We start from the raw sequence: 12,647 nt of genomic DNA, 5'->3' as shown, positions 1-12,647 counted from the left end.
CTTCTTGAATCCCCGGCGTGCCGAACTCTGTCAGAAAAAATTGTTCCTTGCTCGCAGACAAGAGCGATCACCATCCATTTTTCGGCCGCTTATCATCCACGGTGCCGATCGATAGGGCACTGGCTCGGGCTGGCGGGAAATTCCTAGAAGTCACTAGTCTTTCAAAATCGCCGCATAGCGCGGGTCGAATTCCTGGCTGATGGGGCCGGCGGCCGCTCCGAGCGCGACGGACCAGGGGTCGGCAATGCCGGTCTGCAAACGCGCGACTGTACGATCGCGGCGCTCGGCGATCGACGGCAGCAATGGCCCCATGGCCGTAATGAGACGCTCCACTAAGATGCGCGGTGCACTGCCGCACAGGATGACGGTCTGCGGGTCGAAAATGGTTTCGATCAGATGCACGCTCCATCTGAGATCGGAGGCGGCGGCTTCGATCCATGCAACGATTCTGCGATCATCGGCCGATACAAGATCATGGATTTTGGCATAAAGATCCGGATCGGCCGGGTCGAGCGATAGATATTGATAGAGTGAGGCCAAGGACGCGCGATGTTCGAGCGGGGTCGACCGGCCTCCCACCGTAAGCAAGGCCATCCCGATTTCGCCGGCATTGCCGTTCGCGCCGGTATAAAGTTCGCCGCCGAGAATAAGGCCGGCACCGATGCCATAGCCGACATAGAGGCAGACCGCATGATCAAGCCCGTGCGCTGCCCCCACCATGCGTTCGGCAATCGTTGCCGCGGCGGCATCGTTTTGAATGCTGACATCGAGACCGGTGCCGACGGCAAGGGTCTCAAGCAATGGAAACTTCTGCCAGGCCTCCATCATCCAGGGATCGTCGCCATTACCGGCGAGCCCGAAGGGGCCCGGCATCGCCGCACCGAGACCGATCAGCCTCTCCTCGGATTGCATCGCGATCTCCGCCAATTGCCGCCGGACATCCGCCACAAGGTCGAGAATGACCTTGGCCCCCGTCGCCGGTCCACCCGAGGGAAGCTTCGCCTCCAGCCGGACAAGCACATTTCCGACGAGATCGACGGCAATCGCTCTCGTCATATGCCGATCGATTTGCAGGCCGATCGCAAACGCCCCTTGCGGGACAAGGACATATGGCGTCGAAGGCTGCCCGCGGCCGTTTCGCACCGTCTGCTGAGACGTCACCAGACCATCGCGTTCAAGCTCGTCGATAATGTTGGAAACCGTCTGCTTCGTCAGCCGCGTGGCGCGCGCCAAATCCGCCCGCGAAAGCGCTCCATTGACGCGCAATGCGTCGATCATAACCCGGCGGTTATGGGCACTGGTGCCTTCGTGGTTGGTGCCGCTTTTGGCGCGGATCGGACGGGCATCGTTCATCTGCAATTCCCTCTTGACAGCAGTAGAATATTGAAGAAGTAATTAAGTCAAGACAATTGACTTAATAGAAACCGGAGAGTTTCGTGGGAACAAGAGGGCCGGTAGACGCCCGACGATGATCCGAAAATGATCGGGCATCCGATTTCGGCTGCCTTCTTCAAAAACCGATCGCGACGAAAGCCGCCGTCGGAAAATCGCGTGAAGTCAAAAACTGGAGGGTGGAATGTTGAAATCCCTAAGCAAGACCTTGTTTGGCGCTGCGCTGATCGGCGCGTCTTTTGCATCGCATGCATTTGCTGAAACGACGATCAACGCGCTTTTCATGGCCCAGGCCGCTTATAGCGAAGCCGATGTGCGCGCCATGACCGACGCCTTCACCAAGGCCAATCCCGATATCAAGGTCAATCTCGAGTTCGTTCCCTATGAAGGCTTGCACGACAAGACCGTGCTGGCGCAGGGGTCCGGCGGCGGCTATGACGTCGTGCTCTTCGACGTGATCTGGCCGGCCGAATATGCGACGAACAAAGTGCTCGTCGATGTGTCCTCGCGCATCACCGACGACATGAAAAAGGGCGTGCTGCCCGGCGCCTGGACCACCGTCCAGTATGACGGCAAATATTTCGGCATGCCGTGGATTCTCGATACGAAATACCTGTTCTACAACAAGGAAATTCTCGAAAAGGCCGGCATCAAGAACCCGCCGAAGACCTGGGACGAGCTCACCGAACAGGCAAAGACCATCAAGGACAAGGGGCTGCTCGCCACGCCGATCGCCTGGAGCTGGTCGCAGGCCGAAGCCGCCATCTGCGACTACACGACGCTCGTCAGCGCATATAAGGGTGATTTCCTGAAGGACGGCAAGCCGGCCTTCCAGACCGGCGGTGGTCTCGACGCCCTGAAATACATGGTGTCCAGCTATAAGTCCGGACTTACCAATCCGAACTCCAAGGAATTCCTGGAGGAAGATGTCCGCAAGGTCTTCGAAAACGGCGATGCCGCTTTCGCGCTGAATTGGACCTATATGTACAACATGGCGAACGACCCGAAGGACAGCGAAGTGGCCGGCAAGGTCGGCGTCGTCCCGGCGCCGGGTGTGGCAGGCAAGAGCGAAGCCTCCGCGGTGAACGGCTCGATGGGCCTCGGCATCACCACGGCCAGCAAGCACCCGGATGAGGCCTGGAAATACATCAGCTTCATGACCTCGCAGCCGACGCAGAACCAATATGCCAAGCTCAGCCTGCCGATCTGGGCATCCTCCTATAGCGACCCGGCCGTGACCAAGGGACAGGAAGAACTGATCGCAGCGGCAAAGGTCGGCCTTGCAGCCATGTATCCGCGCCCGACGACGCCAAAATATCAGGAGCTTTCGACGGCACTGCAGCAGGCGATCCAGGAATCGCTGCTCGGTCAGTCCTCGCCGGAAGACGCGCTGAAATCGGCTGCCGACAACAGCGGTCTTTAAGGCCGCCGCCAACGGGTGGCGCACCGCGCCGCCCGTTTCCGATCCAGTCCGACGAATAAAAAGGGTGGCCCAAAAATGTCCGGCACCTGGATGACAACCCGCGCGTGGCTTTTGATGCTGCCGCTCCTCGTGATCATGATCGCCGTCATCGGATGGCCCCTGGTGGATACCGTCCGTCTCTCCTTCACTGACGCCAAGCTCGTCGGCACGGAAGGCAATTTCGTCGGGATCGACAACTACACGAAGATGATCTCCGGTTCGAACTTCCAGCGGACCCTCATTACGACGGCTTTGTTTGCCATCATTTCCGTTGCGGCCGAGATGGTGATCGGCGTGCTTGCCGCATTGCTGCTCAATCAGGAATTCCGGGGCCGCACCGCATTGCGCGCATTGATGATCCTGCCGTGGGCACTGCCGACGGTCGTGAACGCGACGCTCTGGCGGCTGATCTATAATCCGGAATATGGCGCCTTGAACGCGGCGCTGACGCAGCTAGGCCTGATCGATGCCTATCGCTCGTGGCTGGGAGAACCCGCCACCGCATTGTCAGCGCTGATCGTCGCCGATTGCTGGAAGAACTTTCCCCTTGTCGCGCTGATTGCACTGGCGGCACTGCAGGCGGTGCCGCGCGATATCACCGCTGCCTCGCTGGTCGATGGCGCCGGACCGATCGCCCGCTTTCGTTTCGTGATCCTGCCCTATCTCGCGGGTCCGCTGATGGTGGCGCTGGTGCTGCGGACCATCGAAGCCTTCAAGGTGTTCGATATCATCTGGGTCATGACGCGCGGCGGCCCCGCCAACAGCACGCGCACGCTGTCGATCCTCGTCTATCAGGAAGCCTTCTCCTTCCAACGGGCCGGATCCGGCGCCTCGCTGGCATTGATGGTGACGCTGCTGGTGACGGTGCTCGCCGCCGGCTATGCCGCACTGGTGCGCAAGACGGTGGGGAGCGCCGCCTGATGGAACGCAGAAGCCCGATCTTCACCATCTTCATCTATATCGCGGCGGTTTTGCTCGCCGCCGTCATTCTCGCGCCGATCCTCTGGCTGTTCGTCATGAGCATCTCGCCAGCCGCCGATCTTGCGGCGAAACCGCTGCGCTGGTGGCCGCAGACGGCCGATTTTTCCCGTTACCGGCTGTTGTTCTCGACAATCGAAAACAGCACCGGCGCCGCCTTCACCTCCTCGTTGCGCAACAGCATCGAAATCGCCGGCATGGCGACGATTGCGGCTATCGCGCTTGCAATCCCCGCCGGCTGGGCGGTGTCGCGCACCCCTTCCGTCGGCTGGTCGCTGTCCATGGTGATCGCCACCTACATGCTGCCGCCGGTAGCGCTCGCCGTGCCGCTCTACATGGGCCTTGCCTATCTCGGCATGCTGAACAACGTCTTCGGGCTTGCGCTCGTCTATCTCACCATCCTCGCGCCGTTCACGACATGGCTCATGAAATCCGGTTTCGATTCCATTCCGAAAGAGATCGAATCCGCCGCCATGATCGACGGCGCCGGCCTCCTCCAGACTTTGAAGATCATCACGCTGCCGCTTGCCATGCCAGTGATTGCGACATCCGCGCTCTTCGCCTTCTTGCTGGCCTGGGATGAATTCTTCTATGCGCTGCTCTTCACGTCAGACCAGCGTGCGAAGACCCTCACCGTCGCCATCGCCGATCTGGCGGGCGGACGTGTATCCGATTACGGACTGATTGCGACCTCCGGTGTGCTTGCCGCCCTGCCTCCGGTGCTCGTTGGTCTCGTCATGCAACGCGCCCTGATCTCGGGGCTGACAAGCGGCGGCGTCAAGGGATGACCATGACCGGACAAAAAACACGACCCGCAGGACTTGTTGCGATCGATCGCGAAATGGCACGGCAGCATGCGGATGCCATCGCCTCCTACGAAGGCGCCGCCGAAATGGCCGTAAAGGCAGCCTCCTCACTGAAGAAGACGCGAAGGCTGCTGCTCCTCGGCATGGGAGGATCGCATGCCGTCAACCGCGCAGTCGAACCGCTTTATCGCGCTTTGGGCATCGACGCGATCGCGACACCGTTGTCCGAACAGCTCGGCCAGCCGCTCTCGCTGGAGGGCCGAACGATCTTCGTAACCTCGCAATCCGGCGAAAGCGCCGAAGTCATCCGTTGGTTCAACGAGACCGGCGGCACGGACGAGACGTTCGGGCTGACACTCGAAGGCAGCTCGTTCCTGGCAAGAACAGCGCCGTCCTTGATCGGCGCCGGTGGCACAGAGCTGGCCTTTGCTGCGACGCGCAGCCTGACGGTCACCTTTGCTCTCCATCTTGCGATCCTTGCCGCGTCTGGCGAAGATCCGGCGGCGGCACTTGACGTGCTCAAGTCGCCCCAAAACGTCGAGATCGCGGCGGCCCTTTCCGCGCTCGCGAATGTCGAAACGGTCGTCACGTCCGGCCGCAGATTGCAGGGTGTGGCCGAAGCGCTGGCACTCGGTTTGACGGAGCTGTCTCGCCGCCCATGCTTTTCGCTCGAAGGCGGGCAGCTTCGGCACGGGCCGATGGAAATGCTCGGGCCTGGTATCGGTGTTGTTCTCTTCCGCGGGCAGGATAACACGGCAAGCCTTGTCACCGCGATGATCGTCTCGGCCGTGGAAACTGGTGCCCCGACCGTCGTCTTCGATGCCTCCGGTGAAGAGCCGGTGGTGGGAGCAGTGACGCTCCGCTTCGAGCCGGCAAGCGGCCTTGCAGCCATCTTCGCCATGCTGCCCATCGCGCAACGGCTGATGATCGCCTTTGCCGAAGCTCGCGTCGACAATGCCGGAACGCCGGTCCGCTCGACGAAAATTACGCGGAGTGAATGAATGAAGCCGCTTGCAGTCATCGGCAATGTCAATGTCGACCTGATCCTCGGGCCCGCCGCGCCCTGGCCGAAAGCGGGCACCGAGATCATCGTCGACCATGACGAACTGCGTGTCGGCGGTGCGGCGGGCAACAGCGCGCTTGCCTGGGAAGGCATGGGCGTCGGCTTCGAGATCGCCGCGAGCGTCGGCAGTGACGAGTTCGGCCGGTGGCTGAGCCAAGCCTTCGGCGAACGGGCTGCTAAGTGGCCGGTGCATCCGGAGGGCACGACGCTTTCCGTTGGGATCACCCATCCGGACGGCGAACGGACGTTCTTCACAACGCGCGGTCACCTGCCACGCCTCAGCCTTGCCGATGTCTTTGCCGTTCTCGACGGATCGACGCTTTCCGGCGGCTACGCCCTTCTATGCGGCCCCTTCCTGACCGACGATCTGACACGGGATTACGACGCATTGTTCGATTGGGCCTATGAACATGGGATTACCCTTGCACTCGATACCGGATGGCCGCTCGATGGCTGGACGGATGAAAATTGCGCCGCAACGCGCGGATGGCTGTCGCGCTGCGGCATTGCCCTGTTGAATGAAGTGGAAGCGACCACGCTCGCAGGTCTGGACGATCCCGCCGACGCCGCGCGCCATCTTCGCTCGCATATGCCTGAAGGGGCGATCGCCGTCGTCAAACGCGGACCTGACGGCGCGATCGCCATCGACGCGGATGGAGCACTCGTGGCGGTCACCGCGCCTCAGGTAAAAGTCGTGGATACGATCGGTGCCGGCGACGTCTTCAATGCCGCGTTCCTGGCCGCGCTTGCCCGCGGCGAAACGCTTTCTACCTGTTTGGCTGCGGGAACGGAGGTCGCCTCGCGCGCCATTTCCACCCTTCCCCGCAGCTATGGCGAGCTCAAGGCGACGAAGGAGGCCGCACGATGAGCGCGCTCGAAATCCAGAATATCCGCAAGACCTATGGTCAGGTCGAGACGCTGAAGGGCATCGATATCGCGCTTGAGAGCGGCGACTTCCTGGTGCTGCTCGGCTCTTCCGGCTGCGGCAAGTCCACCCTGCTGAACATCATCGCCGGTCTTGCCGAGGCGACAAGCGGCGACGTGCGGATAGGCGAACGCTCGGTTCTTGGCGTGCATCCCAAAGACCGCGACATTGCCATGGTGTTCCAATCCTATGCGCTCTATCCAAACCTGACGGTCCACCGCAATATCGGCTTTGGCCTTGAGATGCGCAAAGTGCCAGCGGCAGAGCGCGACAAGGCCGTGCGCGAGGCTGCGAAACTGCTTCAGATCGAAAATCTGCTGGACCGCAAGCCTAGCCAGCTTTCCGGGGGCCAGCGGCAGCGCGTCGCCATCGGCCGCGCGCTCGTGCGCAAGCCGGAAGTCTTCCTTTTCGATGAACCGCTTTCGAACCTCGACGCCAAACTGCGCATGGAAATGCGCACGGAGCTCAAGCGTCTTCATCAGATGCTGAAGACGACGGTCGTCTATGTCACCCACGATCAGATCGAGGCTATGACGCTCGCCACCCGGATCGCGGTCATGCGGGACGGAAGGATCGAGCAGTTGGGTACGCCGGAGGAAATCTATAACAGTCCTGCAACGCTATATGTGGCAACCTTCGTCGGCGTCCCACCGATGAATCTCCTGAAGACCACGGTTCACGCGGATGGGCTGCAGTTACAAGGCGGAGGCAGTCGCCTGCCGCTCCCCGAACGCTTCAAAGGTAAGGTTAAGGAAGGCCAGAATCTCAATTTCGGCATCCGGCCCGAAGCGCTGCGTCTGGAACGAGGTGCTCTGTCGATCGAAGCAATACCCGAAATTGCGGAGCTGACGGGCCCCGAACTTGTCGTCACCGCGATCGCCGGAGATCAACGGCTGACCGCTTCGCTTGCTCCGCGCACGCCGATCAGCACCGACCGCAAGCTGACGCTATTCTTCGACGACGAAGCCATACATCTCTTTGATACGGAAACGGGCCTTAGCTGCCTTCGTTAGGCTCGTTCATTTCGCATCGTGAAAGATGATGCCGACGGTATGGCGCATGCCTGAACGAAGACGGCTGACGCCGTGCCGGAGGTTGACGCGATAGTTTCCCTTGGAGCCTTGGACCGGACGACTGTGGACCGCAAAGGCGACCGCGTCGCCCTGGCGCAGCGGCACGACCTCGACGCGGCTTTGCATACGCGGGCGCTGTTCCGTCAGAACGAACTCGCCGCCTGTGAAATCCTTTCCCGGTTCGGAGAGCAGGATCGCCACCTGCAGCGGAAATGCAAGATCGCCATAGAGGTCCTGATGCAGGCAATTGAAATCGCCTGGAACATATTGCAGAAGCAGCGCCGTCGGCCGCGTCTGGCCTTGATCATGGCACTGTTTCAGAAAGGCGGCATGGTTTTCAGGATAACGCTGATCGATGCCCATACGTGTGTTCCAGTCGTTGGCAACCTCGGCCAGCCGCGGAAAGAGCGCCGTGCGCAGACCGCCAAGCAGATCCGGCAGCGGATATTTGAAATAGCGGTATTCGCCTTTGCCTAACCCATGGCGCGCCATGTGAATATGGCTGCGAAAATGCTCTTCCTGCGGATAAAGGCCGGCGATCTCCCGGCACTCCTCGGGCGACAGCAGCTTTTCCATGACAGCGCAGCCGAACCCGCTCAGTTCCTCCGACAGCTTCTGCCAGTCATACCCGGCGACACGCGCCTCTGCGGAGGGGTCGGAAGAGGCACTTAGGGTGGGTTTCGAATGAGAATTCATGATCTGGCCTCCTTATCGCCGGCAGCTTGCGCGCGAAGGAATGTCCGTTCCATAAGATCCATTTGTAAAACTCCATGATCTGTCTGACGATCGACAATAGAGCTGCGGCCGTCCGTCCTCACTCCGGTCCTTGCTTTCAAATCGGCAAGTTTTTCGCCTGCGGGAAAAATAATTTTATTTCCGGATCATAGGATGAAGAATCGGCCGGTAGCCGGCTTGAAGCGCCATGAATATGGACGGCGGGGTCAGCATGCCGGCGGCGTGAGTGAGCTTCTGCGACTGCTCATAGCCATGCTCGGCCCAACGAAAAGCACGGCCGTCGGCGATCGTATAGGCAGAACCTGACGCCGCGATGACCGTACCATCCGGCAGCTCGGGGAGAGGTCCCGGAAGCGGATGTATCCGTTTGCGTCCGCGCTCCATGCGTTCACTGTGGAGGACTGCATCCATGGCGGCGGCCGACGGTTCAGCCTGACCTCTCGCACCGGCCCACGCGGCGCGAAATGCCTTGGCGGCATCGCGCCGGCAGAAGAAACAAGGACGGTGACCGGCGGCCAGCGCCACAGCCTCGTCCAGAAAAAAGAGTTCGGTCCAGCTTCGGCTGGCCATGACATCGCGGCGGCGGCCCTTGTATTCGCAAGTGCAGACCAGCCATGCCTTACTAGACCAGCGCTTGTTCAGCAGGGTTTTGGTCGCCGGATCGTGGATGATGCCGCGATTGCCGGTGAACAGTCCGCGTTGCGAAATCGCTACGATATCGCCGAACGGGGTGACGCGGTTCTGAAGGGGAGCGTTCATGTCGGCATATTGCCTCGCTCACACGGCATGCGCCAGAGGTACCGCGCGACGACAGTATTATGCATCGGGCGCTCAGTGGCCTTGCGCCGCTTCGCGGTCAAGCAGAACACGTTTTCGCTCCACTCCCCAGGCATAGCCGGAAAGCGAACCGTCGTTCCGCACCACCCGATGGCATGGGATTGCGACGGCCAGATTGTTAGCCGCGCATGCTCCGGCGACGGCTCGCACCGCCTTGGGCGAGCCGATCCGGCGGGCGATTTCCATGTAGGAGACGGTCCGGCCAACCGGAATCTCCTTGAGTGCCTGCCAGACCCGCTGCTGAAACGCTGTGCCGCGAACGTCGAGCGGCAAGTCGACCCCCAAGCCTGGCGCCTCCACAAGCCCGACGACACGCGCCACCAGGGCTTCGTACTCCCCGTCCGCACCGATCAGGTTGGCGTTGGGAAAGCGGTCCTGAAGATCGCGCAGCAGCGCGTCTGGATCGCTGCCGAGGAGAATGGCCGCCACGCCCTTCCTGCTCGACGCAACCAGAATCGCGCCTAGTGACGATTGGCCGACGGCGAAGCGGATATCTTCATTCGCGCCTCCCGATCGATACTGGCTCGGCGTCATTCCGAGCATATCGGTGGATTTCTCGTAGAAGCGCCCGCTCGAATTGAACCCGGCATCATAGATCGCCTCTGTGACGCTGTTGCCGCTCGCAAGGCCTTCACGGACTTTCGCCGCGCGGTGGGCCGAGGCGTAGTCCTTGGGCGTCACGCCGGTTGCGGATTTGAACAGCCGGTGGAAATGGCTGGCACTGCGTCCGGCCGCATCCGCGAGCTCGTGCAAAGACGGTTCCTCCTCGCTCTCTTCGATCAATCGGCAAACGCGCGCGATGATGGCAGCGTTCTCTCCGTCTGAAGAAAGACCGTCCGGCTTGCACCGCTTGCAGGCGCGAAAACCCGTCGCTCTGGCGGCTTCTAGTGAATCATGCAGTTGCACGTTCTTGGGGTTCGCAGTTCGCGATGGACAGGAGGGCCGGCAATAGACGCCGGTCGTTGCCACCGAATACCATAGATGGCCATCGGCACTCCGGTCTCTAGCGACGATACGCGCCCAACGCGGATCATCGACCACCGCGGTCTGTATAAAAGTCGTCCGGTTTCTGGGCATCACGGTCATATCGTTTGTCCCTGTGTGTTCCAGCGTAGGTGCATCATTCCTGGCAGCGGGAGAGCCGCACTGCCACCCGATTCCTGCGCGACCTGAGATCATCCGAAGGTCGCCGCCCCGATGATGAGCGGCGACCCTTTATCAGGCGGCCTTGATGAGGCCGAGCTGCGTGAGCGCCGTCACGCCATCGTCGAGGCCGATTTCCTCGGCAATCTTGCCATTCTCGATGCGCAGGATGGTGGTGCCGGTGAAGCGCATCTTGCGACCGGTCGCAGCCGGCAGCGATCCGACCAGAAAGTCGGCAAATGCCGGGCCGGTGTGCGTGCCGCCGCCCTCCCACTGCCCGACGACATAGTCGCCTTCGGCAATGAGATCGGCGGTGCCCCAGAAATTAAGATCTGGGAACGCCGCGCGGAAGCCGATCATAAAAGCCTTGATGTCATCATGGCCGCGACGCGGCTCATGCAGCGAGTACTTCAGCAGCATGTCCGGCGCGGCGATTTCGTCAACGACGGACAGATTGCAGGTCTCACCCCAGAATTCGGTGAACCAGCGCACGACGATGGCCTTGTTGTCTTCTTCTTTGCTCATGTGGATTTCCTTCCTGATGTATCCAGCGGATCATCGATCTCGGTCGATGATCTGAGCAAAGGGATAGGTTGATCGGGCAGGATCAAAACTCCGGTTCTTGCTCCGCAATCGAAACCAGCGAACAAAAGCTTTCGGCTGCGGATGATGACAGGCGCCCTATAAAAAGAGATGGTTGAGTTTGAAAGCAAGGAACGGGGTGCCGGAGGACCGGATCGGTGGGAAAGTTCGCCGGTTGCAAAGGAGATGGCATGAAAGAGGCCGCGCCCGTTGGGAGAACGGATCACTGAGATACAGGTGATGATCGAGGGACAGTCACACTTCCAGCCTTTCGGCTTACCTTATTGGGGTTTTGCAGATCTCAACAAGGGAGTTGGAAGCATGACTGCCTCTTATSAWTACCATATYGGCGTCGACTACCACAAATCCTACAGCCAYCTGGTGGTGCAGGATTCGACTGGGAAAACGTTGCGCTCCGGTCGGGTGAAGAACGATCGCCAGTCTCTGGGTGGGTTCCTGGAGCGCTACCGCGAGAACTCGCATGCGGTTGTCGAGGCGACGCGCAACTGGATGGTGATGTACGATTGGCTCGACGACATTTGTGACGATGTCGTTCTCGCCCATCCGCTGAAGGTSAAGGCGATCGCCGRCGCCAAGATCAAGACGGACAAGATCGACGCAACGGTGCTGGCGCATCTGCTCAGGGCCGACCTGGTGCCGGAGGCCTGGGCCCCCAGCGACAAGGCCCGCGACCTGCGCATTGCCCTGCGCGAGCGGATGTTTTACGTGCGGCTGCGCACGATGACGAAGAACCGCATCGTCACGGTGTTCGATCGCTATCCSGAGCAGACGGCGCAGYTGAAGAAGCTYGGCGACCTGTTCGGCAAGGCCGGCCGCGTCCAGCTGGCGCAGGTGAAGGTCTCAGAGATCGACCGCATCCAGATCGACCGTGGCCTCGCCTTCATCGCCGACATCGATGTGCGCATCAAGCAGTCGGAAGCAACGATCCGGGCGATGACCAAGGCCAATGCCAATGTGAGGCTGTTGAAGACGRTCCCCGGKATCGGCGAGTTCTTCGCCCGGCTGATCGATGCCGAGATCGACGACATCAAGCGGTTCCGCAACGCCAAGAAGCTTGCCGCCTATGCCGGGCTGGTGCCCTCGACCTATTCCTCCGGCGGCAAGACCTTTCACGGCAAGATCATCCGGCAGGGCAACAAGTGGCTGCGCTGGGCCTTCGTCGAGGCGGTCTCTCCCGCCATCGCCACGGATGGGCAGCTTCGCGCCCAATACGAGCATCTGAACTTCAGAGGAACCAACAAAGCGCGGGTTGCCATTGCGCGCAAGCTTTTAACGATCGCCTTCCAGATCCTGCGTGATCAGCGCGCTTACGAACCGCGCGACACCAGCCCCATGGAAGGCGCATCGACGATATCCCGGTTGTCCTAATGGGCGGCTAGCGAGCCCGGTAGAACTGGGCTGCGCTCTTAAAGGAGAATGGGAAGCCGGGAGCCGCACGCCATTCTGTGACCGAAGTTAACKCATCAGGGTCACGTATTGGAGCATGGTTCAAGACCGAAGGACAGAAACAATCTGTCCAGCGGAAGGAAGAGATTTAGCCGATCGGTCAAAACGCCGGTCAGAACATAACCGAACCCAAGGAAAAGCCGCCACTTGAAGGTGTTTTGTCCCTTGTGTTCTTTCATTGGAG

Annotated in this window: 12 protein-coding genes; 7 read left to right on the top strand and 5 right to left on the bottom strand. The window is 60.7% G+C overall.

What is annotated here, in order from left to right; genetic code table 11:
• Positions 1–153: 153 nt before the first annotated feature.
• Complete coding sequence (locus QDY28_RS26290; RefSeq protein WP_331384309.1) at positions 154–1,353, bottom strand: ROK family transcriptional regulator; 1,200 nt, start codon at positions 1,351–1,353, stop codon at positions 154–156.
• A gap of 223 nt (positions 1,354–1,576) precedes the next feature.
• Here QDY28_RS26290 and QDY28_RS26285 point away from each other — a divergent pair, with 223 nt between their 5' ends.
• The 6 genes from QDY28_RS26285 (at position 1,577) to QDY28_RS26260 (ending at position 7,639) form a co-directional block, all read left to right on the top strand.
• A complete protein-coding gene (locus tag QDY28_RS26285) occupies positions 1,577–2,815 on the top strand; it encodes an extracellular solute-binding protein (RefSeq protein WP_331384308.1) in 1,239 nt (412 codons plus the stop codon).
• A 75-nt stretch (positions 2,816–2,890) separates the two neighbouring features.
• Complete coding sequence (locus QDY28_RS26280; RefSeq protein ID WP_331384307.1) at positions 2,891–3,775, top strand: carbohydrate ABC transporter permease; 885 nt, start codon at positions 2,891–2,893, stop codon at positions 3,773–3,775.
• A complete protein-coding gene (locus QDY28_RS26275; RefSeq protein ID WP_331384306.1) occupies positions 3,775–4,620 on the top strand; it encodes a carbohydrate ABC transporter permease in 846 nt (281 codons plus the stop codon). Before QDY28_RS26280 ends, QDY28_RS26275 begins: the two co-directional genes overlap by 1 nt.
• Positions 4,617–5,639 (top strand): SIS domain-containing protein, encoded by a 1,023-nt coding sequence (locus QDY28_RS26270; RefSeq protein WP_331384305.1) that lies wholly within the window; start codon positions 4,617–4,619, stop codon positions 5,637–5,639. Before QDY28_RS26275 ends, QDY28_RS26270 begins: the two co-directional genes overlap by 4 nt.
• Positions 5,640–6,569: a PfkB family carbohydrate kinase gene (locus tag QDY28_RS26265; RefSeq protein WP_331384304.1), complete on the top strand. Its 930-nt coding sequence runs from the start codon at positions 5,640–5,642 to the stop codon at positions 6,567–6,569.
• A complete protein-coding gene (locus QDY28_RS26260; RefSeq protein WP_331384303.1) occupies positions 6,566–7,639 on the top strand; it encodes an ABC transporter ATP-binding protein in 1,074 nt (357 codons plus the stop codon). Before QDY28_RS26265 ends, QDY28_RS26260 begins: the two co-directional genes overlap by 4 nt.
• A gap of 6 nt (positions 7,640–7,645) precedes the next feature.
• On the opposite strand, the gene QDY28_RS26255 is transcribed toward QDY28_RS26260, so the two are convergent.
• The 4 genes from QDY28_RS26255 to QDY28_RS26240 form a co-directional block, all read right to left on the bottom strand.
• Positions 7,646–8,395, bottom strand: a complete 750-nt coding sequence (locus QDY28_RS26255) for a 2OG-Fe(II) oxygenase (protein WP_331384302.1) — start codon at positions 8,393–8,395, stop codon at positions 7,646–7,648.
• 174 nt (positions 8,396–8,569) lie between these two features.
• Positions 8,570–9,193 (bottom strand): hypothetical protein, encoded by a 624-nt coding sequence (locus tag QDY28_RS26250; RefSeq protein WP_331384301.1) that lies wholly within the window; start codon positions 9,191–9,193, stop codon positions 8,570–8,572.
• A gap of 72 nt (positions 9,194–9,265) precedes the next feature.
• Complete coding sequence (gene ada / locus QDY28_RS26245; RefSeq protein ID WP_331384338.1) at positions 9,266–10,348, bottom strand: bifunctional DNA-binding transcriptional regulator/O6-methylguanine-DNA methyltransferase Ada; 1,083 nt, start codon at positions 10,346–10,348, stop codon at positions 9,266–9,268.
• Positions 10,349–10,489: 141 nt separating this feature from the next.
• Positions 10,490–10,939, bottom strand: coding sequence for an ester cyclase (locus tag QDY28_RS26240; RefSeq protein ID WP_331384300.1), 450 nt, complete (start codon positions 10,937–10,939; stop codon positions 10,490–10,492).
• Between the two features lie 378 nt (positions 10,940–11,317).
• Here QDY28_RS26240 and QDY28_RS26235 point away from each other — a divergent pair, with 378 nt between their 5' ends.
• Positions 11,318–12,385, top strand: a complete 1,068-nt coding sequence (locus tag QDY28_RS26235; RefSeq protein WP_331384299.1) for an IS110 family transposase — start codon at positions 11,318–11,320, stop codon at positions 12,383–12,385.
• Positions 12,386–12,647: the final 262 nt, after the last annotated feature.

Origin of the sequence: Rhizobium sp. BR 362 (assembly GCF_036528765.1) — a bacterium.
Classification (GTDB): Bacteria; Pseudomonadota; Alphaproteobacteria; order Rhizobiales; family Rhizobiaceae; genus Rhizobium.
This window is presented reverse-complemented; position numbering and strand designations above follow the sequence as displayed.